The sequence below is a fragment of the Actinoplanes hulinensis genome (assembly GCF_019429605.1).
In the GTDB taxonomy this organism is placed as follows: domain Bacteria; phylum Actinomycetota; class Actinomycetes; order Mycobacteriales; family Micromonosporaceae; genus Actinoplanes; species Actinoplanes campanulatus.
In genome coordinates this window covers 42,457-62,658 of the sequence record NZ_JAHXZI010000002.1, presented here as the reverse complement: position 1 = coordinate 62,658, position 20,202 = coordinate 42,457, and the positions used below count along the sequence as shown (strand labels likewise).

The window sequence follows — 20,202 nt, the reverse complement described above, 5'->3', positions numbered from 1 at the left end:
TGAGGTGGGGCTGAGGGTTCTCTGGGAGAACTCTCAGCATCCCCGGGTGCCGGCGAAGACCTCCTCGACGGTGGTGGTCACGCCGGCGGTAACGGCGGTCGCCGTACCGCCGGTGAACTCGACGAGCATGGCGTTGGCTCCGTCCACGACGAGCCAGCCGGTGACGCCGCCCGCGCCGGTGACCGCCCGGCCGGCCGGGTACGTGGCCCGCACGTCGGCGAGGGTGGCCCCGATCGGGACCGGGCCGGCGGTGGGGCCGGTGAGCCGTACCCGGACCAGCTCGCCGCCCCAGAAGTCGACCTCCGGCGTACCGGGGAAGCCGCTCGCGCTGCCGCAGCCGTCCGGTGACAGCCCGGCGACCAGCCCGGCGTCGGTGACCTCCTGCTGGGTCATGCCGATCCGGAACGGGCCGTACCCGGCGGGGCTCATCTCCATTCGGCTGGTGGGGGTGGGCGCCGGCGGGGGCGGGCCGAAGCTCTCCGGCGGCATGTCCAGGGTGGCCGCGGCGGAGGCGGCCGGGGACGCCGGTGGCTGCGCCGACGGCGTGGACGGGTCGTCGGTGCACCCGGTCAGCACGGCCAGCGCCACCGTCAGGACGACAAGCGGTCTACGCCTCATCAATGGACTACCCCTCGGCGGATAGCGTGGACGAACCAGATGGCCCCAGACATTCCATCGGAGGCACGCGCGGTGGCTGATGATCTCACGCTGACGGTGACCCTGCGCCCCGCTGCGCTGGATGCGCGGCGCGGAGTCGTGCGGTTGCATCCGGAGGTGATGGCAGGGCTGGACCTGCGCACCGGTGATCCGGTGCGCCTCACCGGCAAGCGGACCACCGCCTGCCTCGTCGCCAGGGCCGAGGCGGCTTCCGGCGGAGGGCTGCTGTACGCCGACGATCTGATTCTGGGCAACCTCCGGATGCGGGACGGCGGCGAGGTCACCGTCACCCCGATCCCGGTGGTGCACGCCGACCGGGTGACCCTGTCCGGGCCGCCGGAGGTGGTCGCCGCGGTCTCCCCGGAGATGCTGCGCCTGGCCCTGCTGGGCAAGGTGGTCAGCGCCGGCGACGACGTCTCGCTGCTGCCGCAGGACGTGGTGCCGGAGGCCGGGAACCGTCCGCATCTCGAAGCGGCCCGGCGCAGCCTGGCCAACCGGATCGGCTACGGCTGGACCAGTGCCCTGCTGCGGGTGGTGGCGGTGGCCGGTGCGGATGCCTCCCTGGTCACCATGAAGACCGTGGTCACCTGGCAGGACGGCCCGGGCACCGCTTCGGCCGGTCCGGTCGCGCGGATCAGCGCCGGGACGCCCGCACCGGCCGTCCCGGACGCGCCTCCGCCGAACCTGGACGACCTGCCCGGCCTCCGCGCCCAGGCCAAGGAGCTGGAGGAGCTGCTCGACCTGGGCTTCCACCACCGGGAGGTGCTGACCCGGCTGGGCACCCGGGTGACGCTCGGCGTCCTGATCTCCGGGCCCGCCGGGTCGGGCAAGTCGACCCTGGTCCGCGCGGTCGGCGGCGCGGTGGGCGCGAAGGTGCGCACGGTGTGGGCGCCGGAGCTGGCCGCGCTCACCAACAACGCGGCGGCGGCCCGGCTGCGTGAGCTGGCCGCCGAGGTGCGGACGGATGATCCCGCCGTGCTGCTGTTCGTCGACGTGGAGGCGCTGGCCCCACGTGAGGAGCCGGGGCCGATCTCGACGATCTTCCGGCAGGTGCTGGCCGAGACCGTGGCGGCCGGCACCGCGATCGTCTGCACCACCAGCAAGCCCGAGTCCGTGGATCCGGCTCTGCGCGCCCCGGACCTGCTGGCCGTCCAGTTGACCGTGCCGCTGCCGGACTCGGCGATGCGGCGGGAGCAGCTGGGCGTCCTGACCCGGGGGATGCCGCTGACCGAGGACGTGCGGTTGGACGAGGTCGCCGGGCGTACCCCCGGTTTCGTGGCCGCCGATCTGGGCGCGCTGACCCGGGAGGCCGGGGTCCGCGCCGCGTTGCGGCAGAAGGACGCCGAGTCGCCGACCGTGGCGATGGCCGACTTCGAGGCCGCGCTCGACGTGGTCCGGCCGACCTCGATGGCCGAGTCCACCCTGGAGGTGGCGGCCGTGACCCTCGACGACGTCGGGGACATGGTCGAGGTGAAGCAGGTGCTCACCGAGTCGGTGCTGTGGCCGCTGACCTACCCGGACACGTTCGCCCGGCTCGGTGTCTCGCCGCCGCGCGGGGTGCTGCTCTACGGGCCGCCCGGGTGCGGGAAGACGTACCTGGTCAAGGCGATCGCCGGGACCGGGAAGGCGAACGTGCTGTCGGTGAAGGGCGCCGAGCTGCTCAGCAAGTGGGTGGGCGACAGCGAGCGGGCGGTGCGGGAGCTGTTCCGCCGGGCCCGGGAGGCGGCGCCGACCCTGGTCTTCCTGGACGAGGTGGACGCGCTGGCGCCGGCTCGCGGTCAGGGCAGCGACGGCGGTGTCACCGACCGGGTGGTGGCGGCCCTGCTGACCGAACTGGACGGTGTCGAGGACCTGCGCAACGTCGTGGTGATCGGGGCGACCAACCGGCCCGACCTGATCGACCCGGCGCTGCTGCGGCCCGGCCGGCTGGAGCGCCTGGTCTACGTGCCGCCGCCGGACGCCGCGGCGCGGGCCGCGATCCTGCGGGCCTCGGCCAGGGCGGTGCCGCTGGACGACTCGGTCGATCTGGACGAGCTGGGCACGGAGCTGGAGGGCTTCTCGGCGGCCGACTGTTCGGCGCTGATCCGGGAGTCGGCGCTGGCCGCGATGCGCGACTCCCTGGAGGCGTCCACGGTCACCGCCGGCAACGTGGCCACGGCCCGCGCCCGGGTGCGGGCCTCACTGGACCCGGATCAGGTGGCCTGGCTCGCCAACTACGCCGAGAGCCGACAGGCCTAGCGGCGGCGGCCGCGGGCCCGGGCCGAGCGGAGCCGGCGCAGCCGTCCGACCAGGACCGGGTCGTGCTCCAGAGCGGCCGGGTTGTCGAGCAGGCCGTTGAGGATCTGGTAGTAGCGGGTCGAGGAGAGGCCGAAGGTGTCCCGGATGGCCTGCTCCTTGGCGCCCGCGTGTTTCCACCACCTGCCCTCGAAGGCGAGGATCTCCAGCTCACGCTCAGTGAGAGTGGGTGGGGGGCCGGGTTCCGCCGGCTGCTCCCCGGTCGGTTCGGCGGCGGGCTGCATGGCGCTCCCAGACGGCATCGGTGACCACGGATTTCACGAGGGATCCTCAGCATAGGTCGGACCGAAGATCCCCGCAGACGCTACCTCAAGCGACCACACGGCTACGCAACGTCCGATCCACTGGCACCCATACGCGACTCAGGCGGTGATGACGTCGACGCCCGCCTCCCGGAAGGCGGCCAGCACCGACGGCGGGGCGCCGGAATCGGTGACCAGGGTCTCGACCTTGGTGATCGGGCAGATCCGGGCGAAGGCGTGGCCACCCAGCTTGGACGAGTCGGCGATCACGACGACCCGCTTGGCCCGGGCCACCATGAGGCTGTTCATCGACGCCTCCCCCTCGTGATGGGAGGCGGCGCCCAGCTCGACGTCCAGAGCGTCGACGCCGAGCAGCACGATGTCCAGGGTGACCTCCCTCAGGAGGGCGCCACCCAGGGGGCCGACCACCTCGAAGGACTGCGGGCGGACCACACCGCCGGCCACGACGATCTTCATGCGCGAGCGGAGCAGCAGCTCGTTGGCGATGTTCAGGGCGTTGGTGACCACGGTGAGCTGGGAGCCCTCACCGCCGGCGTTGAGGTCGGGCCGGACCGCCAGCGCCCGGGCCACCTCGGTGATCGTGGTGCCGCCGTTGAGGCCGACCACCGTTCCGGGAGTGACGAGACGGGCCGCGGCCTCGCCGATACGCTGTTTCTCGGCGGAGTGCTTGGCGCTCTTGTAACGCAGCGGCAGGTCGTAGGAGACACCGTTGGCGACCGCACCGCCCCGGGTTCGAGTGATCATCTGCTGCTGGGCGAGCTGGTCGAAGTCACGCCGGATGGTGGCCTGGGAGACGTCGAGACGCTCGGAGGCCTCCTCGACGGTTACCCGGCCGCTCTCCGTGAGTAATTCGAGCAGGGCATTCCACCGCGCGTACCGGTCCACCCACCACTCTCCGATGCACGTTCCATGATAAGTGTGTGCACATTAGTGCGCGAAAGCCCTGGAAGCAAAGACATTCGTTGCGCGAAGGACCTTAGACGCTTGCCCCGACGACGGCCTCGTGAGCACAATAACGCGCGAAAGTCCCGGGAACCGAGCGCTAATGCGCAGCATCAACCGGTGAGGAACAGACATGAGCCATGTCAAAGCGGAAATCGCCACACAACCGGAGTGCTGGCGGCAGGCGGCAAAACTAGCCGGGGCGCCGGGGCTGCCCCGCCGTGACGAGCGGGTCGCCGTCGTCGGATGCGGGACCTCGTGGTTCATGGCCAAGTCGTACGCGGTGCTGCGGGAACAGGCCGGCCACGGCGAGACCGACGCGTTCCAGGCATCCGATTTCCCGTACGGCCGCCACTACGACCGTCTCGTGGCGATCACCCGCTCCGGCACCACGACCGAGACCCTCGACGTGATGCGCACCGTCGGTGAGCGCGCCCCGGTGACCGTCTTCACCGCCGACGCCACGCAGCCGGCCGCGGAGATCGCGAACGAGACCGTGGTCCTCGACTTCGCCGACGAGAAATCGGTGGTGCAGACCCGCTTCGCCACCAGTGTGCTGGCCGTCCTGCGGGCGCACCTGGGCCACGACATCGAGACGGCCGCCTCGGACGCCGAGGTCGCGATCCGCCTCCCGCTCCCGGTGCACCCGGCCCTCTTCGACCAGATCACCTTCCTGGGCCGGGGCTGGACCGTCGGACTGGCCGAGGAGGCCGCCCTCAAGTGCCGGGAGACCGCCGGCTTCTGGACCGAGTCGTACCCGGCCATGGACTACCGGCACGGGCCCATCGCGATCGCCGGGCCGCGCCGGGTGGTGTGGGCGTTCGGTGACGTGCCGGAGGGCCTCGCCGGGGAGGTCGAGGCCACCGGCGCCGCCTTCGTGCACAGCCGCCACCACGGCGGGTACGGCTCGATCGGCCGCTGGGTCGGCGGCCGGGCCCCGCTGGACCCGATGGCCGACCTGATCCTGGCCCAGCGGGTGGCCCTGGCGCTGGCCACCACCCAGGGCCTGGACCCGGACAACCCTCCCAACCTCACCCGTTCCGTAGTCCTCGCGTGAACGGAAGCGACAGCGTCGTCGTCGCCCTGGACGTCGGCGGCACCGGGATGAAATGCGCCCTGGTCCGGCCGGACGGCACGGTCCACCACGAGGAGCGGCACCCGACCCGGGCCGAGCGCGGCCCGGAGGCGGTCACCGAGACGATCCTGGGCGTGGCCGGGGCGCTGGCCGGGAAGGCCCGCGCCGACGGGCTCACCCCGGTCGCGACCGGCATCGCGGTGCCCGGCGTGGTCGACGAGCACAACGGCGTCGCGGTCTGGTCGGCGAATGTGGGCTTCCGCGACGTACCGCTGAGGGATCTGGCCGTGCAACGGCTGGGGATGCCCGCGGCGCTCGGCCACGACGTGCGGGTGGGCGCTCTCGCCGAGGCGCGCCTCGGCGCCGGGCGCGGGCGGCGGCACGTGCTGTTCGTGGCGATCGGCACCGGCATCGCCGGTGGCCTGGTGATCGACGGCGCCGGCTACCCGGGAGCGCACGGCGCGGCCGGCGAACTGGGGCACGTCGTGGTCCGGCCGGGCGGCACACCCTGCGGCTGCGGGCTGCGCGGCTGCCTGGAGGCCGAGGCGTCGGCCAAGGCGGTCGGGCGACGGTACGCGGAACTGTCCGGCGAACCCACCGCCACCGCCTTCGACGTCGCCACCCGGGCGGCCCGTGGCGAGGAGCTGGCCCGCCGGGTCTGGCAGGACGCCGTGGAAGCCCTGGCGGACGGCCTGATCACCGCTCAGGCGCTCTACGACGTCGGCATCGTGGTCCTGGGCGGCGGGCTGGCCGAGGCCGGTGACGAGCTGCTCGGCCCGGTCCGCGCCGCGGTCGCCCAGCGGGTCACCTTCCACCGCTCCCCCGAGATCGTCCGCGCCGAGCTCGGCGACACCGCCGGCTGCCTGGGTTCCGCCCTGCTGGCCCTCGACTCACTGAAAGAGACACCGTGACCCGCATCTCCGGCCGGATCGTCACCCCCGGCGCGGTCGTCCCCGGACATCTCGACCTGGACGGCGGGGCGATCGTGGCGATCGTCCCGGACGACGCGGTGGGCGACGACGTGATCGTGCCCGGCTTCGTGGACCTGCACTGTCACGGCGGCGGTGGGCACACGTTCACCACCGGTGACGCGGAGGCGGCCCGGAAGGCGGCCGCCTTCCACCTGGGCCACGGCACCACCACGGTCCTGGCCAGCCTGGTCAGCTCGCCGTTCGAGCTGATGCGGTCGGCCACGGTCGACTACCGGCCGCTGGTCGCCGAGGGGGTGCTCGCCGGGATCCACTTCGAGGGGCCCTACCTGTCGCACGCCCGCTGCGGGGCGCAGAACCCGGCGTTCCTGCGGGATCCGTCACTGTCCGAGATCGCCGAGCTGATCGAGGTGGGCGACGGCGCGGTACGCATGATGACCGTCGCCCCCGAACTGCCCGGCGCTCTGGAGGCGATCGGCCTGCTGCGGTCGTCCGGTGTCCTCGCGGCGATCGGGCACACCGACGCCACGTACGACCAGACGCACGCCGGAGTGGCCGCCGGCGCGACCGTCGCCACCCACCTGTTCAACGGGATGCGGCCGCCGCACCACCGCGAGCCGGGCCCGGTGGTCGGCCTGCTCTCCTCGGCCACGGCGTGCGAGCTGATCGCCGACAACATCCACCTGCACCCGGGGATGCTGGCGTTCGCGGCCCGCAGCGCCGGCCCCGAACGGGCCGTGCTGGTCACCGACGCGATGGACGCCACCGGCATGCCGGACGGCCGGTACGAACTGGGCGGCCAGGAGGTCCTGGTCGCCGACCGGGTGGCCCGGCTGGCCCACAACGGCTCGATCGCCGGCAGCACCCTGACCATGGACGTGGCGCTGCGCAACGCGGTGGCCGCCGGCCTGCCGCTGGTGGACGCCGCCGCGATGGCCGCCACCACCCCGGCCCGGCTGCTCGGCCTGTCCGAGACCCTGGGCGCCCTGGTCCCGGGCCTACGCGCCGACCTGGTGGTCCTCTCCGCCGACCTGACCCCGCGCCGGGTGATGCGCTCCGGCGCCTGGATCTGACCGGAGTCCCCACGGGATCCGGCCCAGCAGGCGGACCAGGACGAAGCCCAGGAAGAGCGCCGCGATCGAGTCGGTGAGCCAGTGGAACCCGGTGTAGACCGTGGTCACGAAGACGATCACGACCGGCGCCACCCGCAGCAGCAGCCACTCCCGCCGGGACAGGTCCCGCTTCATCAGAACGGTCAGGAGCAGGGCGATCACCCCGAACCAGACCAGCGTGTTGGCGACGTGCCCGGACGGGTAGCTCATCGCCTTGTCGCCGGCCGCGCTCGGGTTGAACAGCATCACCGCGTCCGGGCCGGTGAAGCGAGGGGCGGCCCGGTCGAAGAAGATCTTCGCCGGGCCGATGGTGCAGTAGGTGAGCGCGAAGGTGACCACGAACGGCAATAGGGCACGGACCGATCGGGTACGCCAGAACAGCACCCCGGTCAGGATCAGCGTGACCGGCATCAGCACCTGACCGCCCTGGCCCAGGTAGTTGAACACCCGTGCGGTCCAGTACACCGGCGCCGGCTGATGGGTCAGCGACCACTCGGCGATCCGCTCGTCCAGGTCGAGCAGGTAGCCGTTCATCAACGCCAGGGTCAGCGCGGCGAACGCCACCAGCGCCGCCACGTCGGGCCACCAGGTCTTACCGATCTTCTCGCTCACCTCTACAAACTAGAGGTACGTGCGCAACCTCCCGGCCAGCAGATCGCCCCGCACGCCGGAGTTCGGGCAGCCGCCGAAGTGGTGCAGCGCCACCACCCGGTTGGTGGCGCGGGAGATGACCGGGCTGCCGGACGAGCCACCGGCCGTGTCGCAGAAGTACGAGACATCCGAATGCGCCGCATACCCGGTGTAGTCGGGATTGTCGACCTCGCAGTTGCCGGCCGCCTCGCCCTTGTTGCCGGCGATCTTGGCAGGCTCACCGGACGGATGCTGTGGCACGTACAGCTCCTGGCCCTTGCCGGGCCGGACGGTGTCCAGGGTGAGGTAGCCGAACTTCTCGATCGACGGGAAGCCGTCGACCGTGAAGAGCGTGTAGTCGTACGTCTTGTCGGTGGCGAGCACCTGATCGCCCCACACCTTGGTCGGCTTGAACACGTCGTAGCCGCCACACTTGGCGCACTGGTAGTTGAACCAGACCTCGGTGTCGTACGCCTCCCCGGACGTGGTGAGGCAGTGATTGTTGGTGATCATGCGGTTCTTGGGGCCGACCCGCCAGCCGGTGCACAGCTCGGTGCCGTTGATCAGCAGCCGGGCGGTCGCCTTCGACTTGGTGTAGGCCACCGGGTCCTTCGACTCGTAGCAGACCGCGTCGCTGGAGGTGTCGGTGCCGCAGACCGACTCCTCCCGGCCCGGCCGCGCCGGCGGCGGGCGGGACTCGCCGCGGGCCACCCGGTCGATGCCGATCCCGAGGTCACCGGTGACGTCACGGAGCCCGAGCGGGTTGATCTCCCGGTGCACCTCGACGACCGCGGTGTCCCCGGTGATCGACATGGCCCAGCGGCCGTCCGGGTCGCTCTCGTCGTACCGGTAGGACTCGGTGCGCTCCGGGTTCGACACGGTCACGTAGTCGCCGGGCAGCATGGTCAGGCGGTCGAAGTGCACCTTGACGTAGGAGGCGCCGGGATAGGCGAACTCCTCCCGTTTCGGGCCGCCCACGTTGCCGAGCAGGCGGTCCACCCGGAGCAGTTCGCCGATCCGCTGACGGCCGGCGGACCGGGTGGTGGTCGATTCCTGGCGGCGGGCTCCAGCCGAAGCGACAGCCGAAGCCGGAGCCGAAGCGGAAGACGAAATGTCCGATTTAACACCAGGAGTCGCTGTTGTCGGTGTAACCTGTGGGACAGCCCGCCTCTTCACCGCGGCCGGGTTGCGTTCGACCGTGGAGGGCCGGGCCGCGGAAAGCCGGGGTTCGGACGGCCGCTCGCCGGCGCCCGCCGACACGACCGACCCGGCCGTGCCGATCAGGGCCAGCGCGGTGCACGTCCCGATGACGATTCCAGTCCTACGTCGCATGCCACTCCCGTACGTCGTCGGCGGTTTCGCACCTGTGTAACGAGCCACGTGCAAGCACGACGCGCCGCGCGACCCGGCACACTTGTCACCGTGCGCATCACCTCCGCCCTCATCGACCCCGCGCTGCTGGATCTGCCGTGGCACATTCCGCTCGAGGACTGGCCGGCCGATCACCTGGTCGCGCTGCCACAGGGCATCTCGCGGCACATCGTCCGGTTCGTGAAGCTGAACGACGTGGTCTACGCCATGAAGGAGACCCGGGAACGGATCGCCGAGAAGGAGTACGACCTGCTCCGCGCCCTGGAGCGGATCGACTTCCCGGCCGTGCAGGCGGTCGCCATCGCCACCGACCGGCAGACCAAGGAGGGCGAGCCGCTGGAGACCGTCCTGGTCACCCGGCATCTCCAGTTCTCGCTGCCGTACCGTGCGCTGTTCTCCCGGGTGCTGCGGCCGGACACCATGAACCGTCTGCTCGACGCGCTGGCCGCCCTCGTGGTGCGGATGCACCTGACCGGCTTCTCCTGGGGTGACTGCTCGCTGTCCAACACGCTGTTCCGGCGGGACGCGGGGGCCTTCGCCGCCTACCTGGTGGACGCCGAGACCGGCAATCTGTACCCGAAACTGTCCGAGGGGCAGCGCAGCGAGGACATCGAGATCCTCCGGCTCAACATCTTCGGCGAGTGCCTCGACCTGGAGGCCGCCGAGCTGCTGCACGAGTCGATCGACCCGGAGAAGGTGGTCGACGACATCGTGGCGCGCTACGAGCGGTTGTGGCACGAGGTGACGTACGAGCAGGAGGTGTCGAAGGACTCCCGGCACCACATCGAGCGGCGCATCCGGCGGCTCAACGAGATGGGCTTCGACGTCGCCGAGGTGTCCATGTCCACGTCGAACGACGGCGGCTACCTGGTCCGCCCCAAGGCCGTCGACGCCGGCTACCACACCAGGCGGCTGATGCGCCTGACCGGCCTGGACGCCGAGGAGAACCAGGCCCGCCAGCTCCTCAACGACCTGGACGCGTACCGGGCGGAGAGCCACCTCACCGACGAGCAGCAGGCCGCGCACCGCTGGCTCACCGAGGTGTTCGAGCCGGTGGTCCGCGCGGTCCCCGCCCACCTGCGCCGCAAACTGGAGCCGCAGGAGATCTTCTCGCAGATCATCCAGCACAAGTGGCTGCTCTCCGAGAAGGCCGGACGGGACGTCGGCATGGGCCCGGCGGTGCAGAGCTACCTGACCGACGTGCTGGTCAACAAGCCGGACGAGCAGGCCGTGCTGGGTGTCGAGGCGGACTCACTGAGCGGCACCCTGTAGCGGCGGGCCGGCCAGCTCGGCGAGCGCACGCAGCCCGCCCCGGCGGGCCACCACCAGGATCTCGTCGCCCTCGGCCAGCACCCGGCGCCGGTCCGGCACCCAGTCGACCCAGCCCTGGCCGGCCGCCGACATGCCGATCACCCGCGCCTCACCGGGATGGTCGGCATGGTCCAGCGGGGCGCCGTCCAGAAGGGACCCGGCCGACACGGTCACCGTCGCGACCATCACGGCGTGCCGGTCGACCGGGATGGTGGCGTGCACGTCCCGTTCCAGCAGCGCGGCCGCGAAGACCGGGGCGCACAGCCGGGAGACGCTGCGGGACGTGTTGATCTGGAAGGCCGACTCGACCCGCTGCGCGAAGTCGTCGTCGAGGAGCCGCAGCACCACCCGCAGGTCCGGCCGGGCCGACCGCGACTGCAACGCGGCCTGGAGGTTCACCACGTCGTCGGTGGAGAGCACGACCAGCGCCCGGCACGTGTCGATCGAGGCGGCCCGCAGCGTGGCCTCGGCGGACGCGTCGCCCACGATCACCGGCACCCCGCGCCGCTGTGCGCTCTTCGCGCCCCGGGCGTCGGCGGTGCGGTCGATCGCGACGACCCGGACCCCCAGGTCGGTGAGCTGGCGCAGCACCTGCGTGCCGACGTTGCCGAGCCCGACCAGGACGATGTGGTCCCGCAGCTGCCCGGCCACCCGGCCCTGGGCCAGCGCGAGCCGGGCGTTGACCATGCCGTCGACCACGGCCGCGGTGATCAGCGGGATCAGCGCGAGTCCGGCGATGGTCAGCACGAGCTGCGCGGCCTGCGCCACCGGATCGCGGTCGACCTCCACATCGGATGATCCGACCGCGGTCAGCAGGGTCACGTAGACCGATTCCCACAGCCCGTGCCCACCCTTGTCGAAATTGGCCAGGACCAGACCGGCCACCACCGTGGTGGCCAGCGTGATCAGGACCGCGATGCCGAGCTTGCGGCTGAGCGCGGCGCGCAGCACCCGGCGGACGGCACGCAGCGGGCGACCGCGGCGGCCGGCCCGGGTGAGCAGGCGGCGGGTCACGTCCTCCCCGGCCGGGCGGCCGAGCGCCTCGGCCAGCACCAGGTCTCCCGGCCGCGCCGAACCGGGCGGCGGGTCCTCCGGCAGGACGCTCACCTCACCCCGGTCGCCGGCGGTGGTCAGGGTGAGGACCACCTGTCGCTCCGCGACGTCCTCCCGGTGAGCGACATAGAGGGTACGGCCGGAGTGCCGGAAATGCGTCGGAGCCACCTCGCCCAGCGCCGCCGCGACGAAGGCCGGCGCGGCCATCTCGGCGTCGGACAGCACCGCGCAGTCCGGGAAGAGCCGGAGCACGCTGTGCCCCAGCTCCCGGTTGAACATCCGCACCACGACCCGCAGGTCCTCCTCGACCTCGCGGGCACACAGCGCGGCGTGCAGGTTGACCATGTCGTCCGGCATGACCAGGGCGAGCCCGGTGGCGCCGGTGAGCCCGGCCTCGCGGAAGGTCCACTCGTCCAGCCGGTCGGCCTTGCGCCACTCCACCCCGCGGTCGGCGAGCGAGGCGAGGTCGGGGACGTCGGCCCGGATCCGGTGCGGAGTGACCACCGTGATCCGGATCCGGCGCCGGGAGTTGGCGAGCTCCTCGGCCAGGGTGAAGACCAGCGCGTCCGCGCCGCACAGCACCAGGTGGGGGCGCGTGTCCTCATCGGACTCAGGATGCTTGTGGATCTTTATCGGCGGCACGGCACTCACGTTCACGAATCGTAGTCAGCCGGAACCTGCCCGTGGGGCCGGTCGTTGCCCCATCCGACACCTTATGTCCGACTTGGTGGGTATCGACCAAACCAATCGTCCGATGTGGCCAGGAGAAGATCAGTGCGCAAGTTGTGGTGTGCCGGCGCCCTCGCCGGTGGAATCCTGCTCGGGGCGACCCCCGCGTGGGCCGACGACACTCTCGCCCCCGCAGCCGACGCCGGCGCCGCCGCCCCGGCGATCGGACAGGATCCCGCGGCCGGTCTCGGAGCCGCCCGGACCTCACTGCGGAACGCCCTCGGCTACGCGCTGGACCCCGCCAACGCCTGGCGATTCGCCGCCGACCCGCTCAGCGGCCAGCCCCTCGTTCAGGTGGAGCCCGGCACGGCCCGTAACGCGCCCGCCCTCGAGGACCACCCGGACGGCCGCGGGACCGCCAAGAACGCCAGGAGCGGCCGGCGGCTCCTGCCCGCCGCGGACGTCATCCGCGGCACCGTGCCGGCGGCGACCCGGCGGTACAGCGGCTCCCGGTCCTCGAGCCTCCCGATTCCGGTGACCCTCAGCGGGCTCCTGTCCCAGAACTTCCCCTCGATCGGCGGGCTCGGCCCCGCCGGGGTGTCGCCGTCCACGCCGGCCGCGCCGCCCCCGAACACCAGAGTCCGTAGGCCCGCCCCCGACGAGCGCCCGTTCGCGCCGCGCCTGGAGCACGACCAGGCCGACTACTCGCTGCTCGGCGGCCTGGCCGGCGCCAACCCGGTGAGCATGCTCGACCGCGACATCACCGACCTCCCCAACGACGTGGCCGGCCTGCCGCTCGGCGGCGAGCTGACCGAACCGAACCCGGCCGACAAGAAGGCCCGCGCCTCGAAGGCGGACGAGCCCAAGGTCGGTGACCAGAAGGCGGACGACCCGAAGTCCGCCACCGAGACCCCCGGCGCCGGATCCGGGCCGGCCGCCGGCTCGAACGAGGTGCCCGGCGGAATCGCGGCGCCCAGCCGCCCGAAGGCGATCCCCGGCGACCCGGCCATCGACGACCCCCGCCTGCACGAGGAGCCGGTCGACGGCTTCGTCGACCGCGGCACCGACTAGACGTCACTCCAGCGAGAGCGCGCGCCGCCAACGTCCAGCGGCGCGCGCTCTCGCGCCTTCAGTCCTGATTCAGATCCCAGCTGAGCAGGGTGAACGTCATCTCCTCGAGCGCACCGGCCCGGCGGTAGGTGGCCAGGGCCGCGTTGTTGTCGTTCTCGGTGGCCACCCACATGCCGTAGCAGCCCCTGTCGCGGGCCAGTTGGGCCAGCGCGTCGACGAGTGCCGCGCCGATCCCCTGGAGCCGGGCCACCGGCGCCACCCCGAGCTCGTAGACGAGCATCTCGGTGCCCTTGTCCGGATGGGTGGTCTCGACCCCGGTGATCATGCCGACCGGCCGGTCGGCGTCGTCGTAGGCCAGCAGCAGGTGGTGGGTGGGGTCGGTGAGGAAGCGGCGGGTGGCGGCCTCGATCGGCGGCGCGTCGAAGAGATCGGCCGCGCGATGGACCTCGGCCTCGGCGGTGACCCGTTCGATGCGCATGCCGCCACGATAACCAGCCGGCCGGAAGCTCGACAGGATGGTCATCGATGGTCGACTCGGTAGCATGACGGGCCGACGGGGGTGACCGAGAAGGGCGGGGACATGGCGGGTCCGGGGGACAAGGATCGACCGACGGCTCCGGAGATCGAGTACTCCGATCCGGTCGACCCGTGGGCGACCGCCGAGGCCGCCGCGATCGCCGCCGGTGGACAGCCGGGCGGTTACACGCCGCACCCGTACCCCGGCGGCACCTGGACCATCCCGGGCGCGGTCGAGGCGACCGCGGAGGAGGAACCGGCGTGGAAGCGGCGGCGCGCCTGGCTGTGGGCCGGTGGCGCGACGGTCGTGGTGGCCACTGTCGTCACCGCCGCCGCGGTGATCCTCTGGCCGGGCGTGTCCCCGATCGACTTCGTCCCACTGGCGGAGCCCCGGCGGGTGACCCCGAACGTGCCGGTCACCTCGGCGTTCGCCGACACCGAGGTGCTCGGGGACCGGGCCTACCTCGCGAGCGCCGACGACGACGGCACGCTGCGGGTGGTGGCCGCCGACACGACGGACGGGTCGAAGCTGTGGGAGAGCGACGGCGCCGGTCAGGCCACCACGTGGAAGTCGATGCTCGCGCTGCCCGGCGTGGTGCTGCTCTACTCGGGTCCGGACTCGGCGACCAGCACGAGCCGGGTGGTGGCGCTCGACGCCGAGGACGGCAAGCGTCTCTGGGACAAGCGGATCGGCTCGTACGACGAGGTCCACCCCGGCTCGAAGACCGCGCTGTGGACGGACCGGGAGACGAAACGGCTCGTCGGGATCGGGCTGTCCGACGGTGCCGAGAAGTGGACACAGGCCGACCCGGACTCGTCGGCGATCCACCCGGCCACGACGATCGAGGACCTCGCCGGTCCGGCGGGCACCGCCGGGCGGCCCTTCTCCCCCGACTTCACCGACGACGAACGGTTCGTCCAGATCGACGCCGACCAGACGGCCACGGTCCGCGACCTGAACACCGGGAAGGTCGTCGGCGACCCACTGCCCAGCGTGGCGTCGACCAGCGACGAGATCGTGGCGCACAACGGCCGGCTGTACGTACGGGGTTCCGCCGCCCCGCAACGGATCCTCTCGTACGACCTGGGCCGGCTCGCCGAGAACCCGGTCATCGTGCACACCGCCCCGCCGAACTCCTCACTCAGCAAGCTGGCCCCGTGCGGTGAGCGGCTCTGCTTCGTACAGACGGAGAGCTACGACCGGACGAAGGACCGGGTCTTCGCGCTCGGCAAGGACGGCTGGCCGGAGCCGGTGGACGTGCCGGAGGTGGAGGCCCTGGTCCCGGTCGGCGACGCGGTGCTGGCGGTCGGCGACGAGACCACCACGCTGATCGACGCGTCCGGCCGGAAGGGCCAGACCGAGCAGGGCGTCACGGTACGCCTGGACGCCGGCAACATGCTGCGCTTCTCCGACGGCCTGACCACCTCGGTGAGCGACCGGGCGGCCTGGGGCATCCCGCTCGGCGAGAGCGCCGTGCCGTTGGGGCAGCTCGCGGACGTACGGTCGGCGAGCTGCTCGTGGAACACCTCGGTGATCGCCTGCGCCGCCGAGGAGGACTACGTCGTCTACCGGTTCACCGACTGACGGGAAAGGGCGGCTCCCCGAGGGGAACCGCCCTTCTCCGTGGATCCGTGCGTCAGATGCGGATGCCCGAGCCGGCGTTGAAGACATGCAGCGCGTTGGTGTGCGGCTGGATGAAGACCGTCTCACCCATGTGCGGCATGTTGCGGCGCTCGGTCCGGACGACGAACCGCTCCGAGCCGTGGGCCAGGTCGGCGTGACCGTAGACGTTGGCGTCCGAGCCGAGGTCCTCGACCAGGTCGACCACGATCGGCAGCGCGCCGGCCGACTCGCCGACCACGTCGGCGGCCTCGGGGCGGAAGCCGATGGTGACCTTGCCCTCGCCACCCTGCTGGGCCGCGGCGACCTGCTCGCGGGTCAGCGGGATGGACAGCGAGCCGAAGGTGGCGCCGGTCTCGGTCAGCGGAACGGTCTTGATGTTCATGGCCGGGGAGCCCATGAAGCCGGCGACGAAGACGTTGCCGGGGGCGTCGTAGAGCGCCCGCGGGGTGTCCACCTGCTGGAGCACGCCGTCCAGCATGACCGCGACCCGGTGACCCATGGTCATGGCCTCGACCTGGTCGTGGGTGACGTAGACGGTGGTGACGCCGAGCTTGGCCTGGAGCGTGGCGATCTGCGAACGGGTCTGGACGCGGAGCTTGGCGTCGAGGTTCGACAGCGGCTCGTCCATGAGGAACACCTGCGGCTGGCGCACGATGGCGCGGCCCATGGCGACACGCTGACGCTGACCACCGGAGAGCGCCTTCGGCTTACGCGACAGGTACTCCTCGAGCTGGAGCAGCGCGGCGGCCTCCTTGACGGCGCGGTCGATCTCCGCCTTCGGGGTCTTGCGCAGCTTCAGGGCGAACGCCATGTTCTCGTACACCGTCATGTGCGGGTAGAGCGCGTAGTTCTGGAACACCATCGCGATGTCACGGGACTTCGGCGGGAGGTGCGTGACGTCCTTGTCGTTGATGAGGATGCGGCCGCGGTCCACGTCCTCCAGGCCGGCGAGCATGCGCAGGCTGGTGGACTTGCCACAACCGGAGGGGCCGACCAGAACGAGGAACTCTCCGTCGCCGATCTCGAGGTTCAGCTCGTTGACGGCGGGGCGCTCGGTACCCGGGTAGATCCGGGAGGCCTTGTCATAGGTGACGGTAGCCATGGTGAATCGACTTCCTTTCCACCGGCAGGAACGTGCCGGACGATCCGAGTAGAAGGAACTGCGAGCGCCACCGTATTTGTTTTCTTGCGACCTGCCAAGATGGCGTTCACATCACAGGACGTTATGCTGAGGCCGTTCGCCCCTGTAGCTCAGCTGGCCAGAGCACCCGTCTTGTAAACGGGAGGTCGTCGGTTCGATCCCGACCGGGGGCTCTTTCCCTGCCCGACCTGCGCGAACACGACCGCGGGCCGCAGCAGCGGATCACTTGGTGAAGGTGTAGTACCGCCAGGTACCGGCGGTGGTGTAGTTGACGTTGTCGCCCGAGGTGCCGTAGAGGTACTCGGCGCGGGCACGCCACTTCACGCCGGCCTTGTAGGTGCCCGCGACGGTGAGGGTGGCGTAGCCCTTCGCGCTGACCTTCGTGGTCACGGTGCGCCACGTCTTCCACTTACCGCCGGAGTAGTACTGCACGACGGTCCGGAGCGTCCGGTTCGGGTACGGCGCCACGGTGTGGATGAACTTCGGGTCCGCGCTGGTACGGAAGTACTCGTACGTCCGGGAACCGATCTTCCCCGTCCGGTAGTCGTTGTAGACCCCGGTCCCGATCTTGACCTTGGCGTAGAGCACCGAGGCCACCGAACGCGGCGTGTACCGCCCGTCACCGGCGAACTTGACCGTCACCGTGGTGTTCCGGCTCAGCTCCAGCTTGAGTGACGCCTTGCCCGCGCTGTTCACCTTCACCGTCTGGACCGGGTAGGGGTTCACCCTGTCTCCCGCCCGCCGCGTGTAGAACTCGACGGTCCGGTTGGTGTGGGTGGTGCCCAGCGTCGCGGTGACCGTCACCGTCTGCCCGTCGGTGTACACCGCCTTGTCGCCGGTCAGCGAGAGCGCGGGCGTCGCCCTCGGAATCTCGACGGTGTCACCGCCGGTGGCGGCGTCGGCGACCGTGCTCCCGGCGAACGAGACCGTGTACTTGACCGGGCCACCCGCCGGCGGCACGTCGTTGAACCCGAAGCGTCCCGCCTCGACCCTCGCCGTCGTGAGGGCCTTGCCGTTGGGCGATTCCACGTCGGTACGGATGACGTTCAGTTCGGTACCGTCCGGCAGGCCGGCCGCGCCACTGATCGTTCCGGTCACGGTGAGGGCCTGGCCACGGACGCCGGTCGCCGGGGCGTCCACGGTGATCGTGGGCGCCGGGAACTCCGGGCCGCTGAGCTGCCAGAAGTGGTACTGGTCACCCCGCGAGATGTAGAACAGCCGTCCTTCGGGCTCCCAGAAGACCCGGTGCGGCAGCGGCATCGCGTACTGCTCGACCTTGGCGACCTGGAAGCCGGCCGCCGGCGTCCTGGATCCGGCCGGGTAGACGGCGACGTTCGGCTCGGTGGAGGTGCTGTTCGGGAGGCCTACCGCGATGCGCCCGTCGGTGGCGACATCGAGCGTGGTCACCGGGGCGGTGTCGGCGGTCAGCATGTCGCGGGCGGCGAGGTCGTCCAGCGGGCTACGCCAGGCTCCCCAGGCAGCGCTGATCAGCGCCTTCCCGTCCGGGCTGAGGACCGCCTGGTGGGTACGGTCACGGCTGCCGACGACCGCGCCGGCGCTGATGCGCGACTCGGCGCCGCCGGAGACGTCGTAGGAGACGGCCTTCCCGGAGGTCTCGCCGTTGATCGAGGAATCGGCGACGACGAGCGTGTTCGGCGCGGTCGGCGCGGAGACGACCAGCGGGGCCAGGTAGAACGCGCTGCCGTCGGAACTCTTGTCGTGAAGGCGCACCACCGGTTCGGTGCCGGAGAGGTCGAGGGAGCCGAAGTTGCCGTCGAAACCGCCCTCGCCCCACTGCCCCATGTAGCCGAACCACACCTTGCCGCCGGCCACCGCCACGTCGTACGGATACACCGAGTCGCCGAGCGGGTAGCTGGCTTTCTGCGTGACGGTGACGGCGTCGAAGGCGACCACCGCGTGCGCATCGGTACGAGCCGCGTAGATCGTGGACGCGTCGCCGGAGAGTACGAGCCCGCGAATGCCGGGCAGGCCCTCACGGCGCGCGAGGACCGTACCCCCGTAGTTGGTCACCACGAGACGGCCGGACTCGTGGTCACTGATCAGGATGTGCCGGTGCACCGGGTCGACGAGCACATCGTCGACGCTCGTCACGGGAAGTAGCCGGGCTTCGGCGGCCGGAACCGCCTCGATCTCCGCCGCGGACGCGGAGCCCTGTGACACGACGAAGGCCACCGCCGAGGAGCCGGCGAGAACCGCCGCCGCGAGGGCGGTCCGGGAGAGACGCATGGATACCTCACATCGACCAGGGCGGAGTACGCGCCGGGGCAGCCTACGCGAGATCGTGGAAGAGTTGATCATCCGAAAGGACGAGTCGGAACCGGATCGTCGCGACGCGGCGGCATGTCGTCGTCCGGCCGGAAGCCCACCGCATCATCGATCCCGTCCGAGTCGTTGATCTTGCGTGAACCTTTTTCTGACCGCCGCGCTCGCCGCAACACTCAGTCTGCCCGGCCCGCCCACGCCCGCACCGGCTTCGGAGTGGTCCCAGACCGGATACGGCCCAGGCGCCACCTACTACAACCCGCATGAGCGCCGGCTCACCCCGGCATCGGTCGCCGACATCAGCAAGCGATGGGACATCCCCACGCACGCCGCCCCGGAATGCGAGATCGGCCGGGAACCGATCGTCGGGGGCGATCACCTCTACACCAGCGATCCGGGCGGCGTCGGCGCCTACGACCCGGCCACCGGGAAACGCCGCTGGCATGCCGACCTGCACGGCCGGGGCGTCATGCGGATAGCCATGTCGGACGGGATCCTGGCCGTTCTCAGCTACGCCTGCACCGGCCAGCGCAACTTCCTGACCGCCTATCGCGCCTCGTCCGGTTCCCGGCTCTGGGAGCTTCCCCTCGGCGCTCCCAGCCAGGACATGATCATCGACCAGGGTGTGGTCGTGGTGGACGTCCGGCCGGATTTCGGCGCCTCCACCATCGCCCACCGGCTGGCCACCGGCGCCCGCCTGTGGAGACTGGGCGGAACCCGGGCCGACGGGCTGCTCTCAGCCGGCGGACGGCTGCTGCTGCGGCAGGAGGGCCAGGGCTCTCGCGCCGTCCTGATCACCACGGGCGCGACCATCTGGGAGACCAAGGAGAACTGGTACGCCGTGGGCAGCGACCCGGCCGGCACCCGGTTCTACGTCTCGAGCCACAACGTCGGCCTGACCGCGGTCGACGCCGCCGACGGCCGGAAGATCTGGGAGTCGACCTGGCATCCGTCCGGGGTGACCGCCGATGAGCGGCATCTCTACTTCCCGTGGAACCACAGCATCTATTGCGTGGACGCCGGCAACGGCCGGAAGCTCTGGTCGGTGCCTCTGGAGGACGGGGCCGGGCAGCCGGTCCGGGCCGGCGCGCTGCTCTACAGCCCGGCCGGCATCGGCGCGAAGCTGTCGATCGTCGAGGCGGAGACCGGTAAGCCGCGCAAGGGCGGCATGCCGAGCGACGAGAGCCACCCGCCGGTCGTCGCAGACGGCCGCCTTTTCCTCACGGACGGCGACCGCCTGCGTGCCTACTTCTAGCCGGG

17 protein-coding genes and 1 tRNA gene are annotated in these 20,202 nt (G+C 71.4%); 9 read left to right on the top strand and 9 right to left on the bottom strand.

What is annotated here, in order from left to right:
• Positions 1–33 precede the first annotated feature (33 nt).
• Positions 34–618, bottom strand: coding sequence for a hypothetical protein (locus KZ829_RS03940; protein ID WP_220142485.1), 585 nt, complete (start codon positions 616–618; stop codon positions 34–36).
• Between the two features lie 39 nt (positions 619–657).
• Here KZ829_RS03940 and KZ829_RS03935 point away from each other — a divergent pair, with 39 nt between their 5' ends.
• A complete protein-coding gene (locus tag KZ829_RS03935) occupies positions 658–2,895 on the top strand; it encodes an AAA family ATPase (RefSeq protein ID WP_220142484.1) in 2,238 nt (745 codons plus the stop codon).
• On the opposite strand, the gene KZ829_RS03930 is transcribed toward KZ829_RS03935, so the two are convergent.
• Together KZ829_RS03930 and KZ829_RS03925 are read right to left on the bottom strand one after the other, a co-directional pair.
• A complete protein-coding gene (locus KZ829_RS03930; protein ID WP_220142483.1) occupies positions 2,892–3,176 on the bottom strand; it encodes a DUF3263 domain-containing protein in 285 nt (94 codons plus the stop codon). The two genes, KZ829_RS03935 and KZ829_RS03930, sit on opposite strands and share 4 nt — an antisense overlap.
• 138 nt (positions 3,177–3,314) lie before the next feature.
• Positions 3,315–4,100 carry a DeoR/GlpR family DNA-binding transcription regulator gene (locus KZ829_RS03925; RefSeq protein WP_183222415.1) on the bottom strand — a complete coding sequence of 262 codons (786 nt, stop codon included), beginning with the start codon at positions 4,098–4,100 and terminating at the stop codon, positions 3,315–3,317.
• A 190-nt stretch (positions 4,101–4,290) separates the two neighbouring features.
• Here KZ829_RS03925 and KZ829_RS03920 point away from each other — a divergent pair, with 190 nt between their 5' ends.
• From KZ829_RS03920 to nagA, 3 genes are read left to right on the top strand one after another with little or no spacing between them, the layout of a single operon-like run.
• Positions 4,291–5,214, top strand: coding sequence for an SIS domain-containing protein (locus KZ829_RS03920; RefSeq protein WP_220142482.1), 924 nt, complete (start codon positions 4,291–4,293; stop codon positions 5,212–5,214).
• The gene (locus KZ829_RS03915) at positions 5,211–6,143 is read left to right on the top strand and encodes an ROK family protein (RefSeq protein WP_220142481.1); all 933 of its coding nucleotides are present in this window, start codon (positions 5,211–5,213) and stop codon (positions 6,141–6,143) included. Before KZ829_RS03920 ends, KZ829_RS03915 begins: the two co-directional genes overlap by 4 nt.
• On the top strand, positions 6,140–7,234 hold the full coding sequence (gene nagA, locus KZ829_RS03910) for an N-acetylglucosamine-6-phosphate deacetylase (RefSeq protein ID WP_220142480.1): 1,095 nt from the start codon (positions 6,140–6,142) through the stop codon (positions 7,232–7,234). The genes KZ829_RS03915 and nagA overlap by 4 nt, the downstream gene beginning before the upstream one ends.
• Here nagA and KZ829_RS03905 read toward each other — a convergent pair.
• Positions 7,160–7,885, bottom strand: a complete 726-nt coding sequence (locus tag KZ829_RS03905; RefSeq protein ID WP_308285325.1) for a phosphatase PAP2 family protein — start codon at positions 7,883–7,885, stop codon at positions 7,160–7,162. The genes nagA and KZ829_RS03905 overlap by 75 nt on opposite strands.
• Positions 7,886–7,894: 9 nt before the next feature.
• A complete protein-coding gene (locus KZ829_RS03900; RefSeq protein WP_308285324.1) occupies positions 7,895–8,902 on the bottom strand; it encodes a trypsin-like serine peptidase in 1,008 nt (335 codons plus the stop codon).
• Between the two features lie 423 nt (positions 8,903–9,325).
• Between KZ829_RS03900 and KZ829_RS03895 the strand changes: the two genes are divergently transcribed.
• Complete coding sequence (locus KZ829_RS03895) at positions 9,326–10,546, top strand: DUF4032 domain-containing protein (RefSeq protein ID WP_220142478.1); 1,221 nt, start codon at positions 9,326–9,328, stop codon at positions 10,544–10,546.
• Here KZ829_RS03895 and KZ829_RS03890 read toward each other — a convergent pair.
• Positions 10,526–12,289 (bottom strand): NAD-binding protein, encoded by a 1,764-nt coding sequence (locus tag KZ829_RS03890; RefSeq protein ID WP_308285323.1) that lies wholly within the window; start codon positions 12,287–12,289, stop codon positions 10,526–10,528. The two genes, KZ829_RS03895 and KZ829_RS03890, sit on opposite strands and share 21 nt — an antisense overlap.
• 123 nt (positions 12,290–12,412) lie before the next feature.
• Here KZ829_RS03890 and KZ829_RS03885 point away from each other — a divergent pair, with 123 nt between their 5' ends.
• The gene (locus KZ829_RS03885) at positions 12,413–13,378 is read left to right on the top strand and encodes a hypothetical protein (protein WP_220142477.1); all 966 of its coding nucleotides are present in this window, start codon (positions 12,413–12,415) and stop codon (positions 13,376–13,378) included.
• A 58-nt stretch (positions 13,379–13,436) separates the two neighbouring features.
• Here KZ829_RS03885 and KZ829_RS03880 read toward each other — a convergent pair whose 3' ends face one another.
• Positions 13,437–13,856 carry a GNAT family N-acetyltransferase gene (locus tag KZ829_RS03880; RefSeq protein ID WP_220142476.1) on the bottom strand — a complete coding sequence of 140 codons (420 nt, stop codon included), beginning with the start codon at positions 13,854–13,856 and terminating at the stop codon, positions 13,437–13,439.
• Positions 13,857–13,958: 102 nt separating this feature from the next.
• On the opposite strand from KZ829_RS03880, the gene KZ829_RS03875 reads away from it, so the two are divergent.
• Positions 13,959–15,479, top strand: coding sequence for an outer membrane protein assembly factor BamB family protein (locus KZ829_RS03875; protein WP_220142475.1), 1,521 nt, complete (start codon positions 13,959–13,961; stop codon positions 15,477–15,479).
• Positions 15,480–15,531: 52 nt separating this feature from the next.
• Here KZ829_RS03875 and KZ829_RS03870 read toward each other — a convergent pair whose 3' ends face one another.
• A complete protein-coding gene (locus KZ829_RS03870; protein ID WP_220142474.1) occupies positions 15,532–16,620 on the bottom strand; it encodes an ABC transporter ATP-binding protein in 1,089 nt (362 codons plus the stop codon).
• A 138-nt stretch (positions 16,621–16,758) separates the two neighbouring features.
• Here KZ829_RS03870 and KZ829_RS03865 point away from each other — a divergent pair.
• Positions 16,759–16,832 (top strand) — tRNA-Thr (locus KZ829_RS03865).
• A gap of 49 nt (positions 16,833–16,881) precedes the next feature.
• On the opposite strand, the gene KZ829_RS03860 is transcribed toward KZ829_RS03865, so the two are convergent.
• Complete coding sequence (locus KZ829_RS03860) at positions 16,882–18,906, bottom strand: YncE family protein (RefSeq protein WP_220142473.1); 2,025 nt, start codon at positions 18,904–18,906, stop codon at positions 16,882–16,884.
• A 175-nt stretch (positions 18,907–19,081) separates the two neighbouring features.
• Between KZ829_RS03860 and KZ829_RS03855 the strand changes: the two genes are divergently transcribed.
• Complete coding sequence (locus KZ829_RS03855; RefSeq protein ID WP_220142472.1) at positions 19,082–20,197, top strand: outer membrane protein assembly factor BamB family protein; 1,116 nt, start codon at positions 19,082–19,084, stop codon at positions 20,195–20,197.
• Positions 20,198–20,202 lie beyond the last annotated feature (5 nt).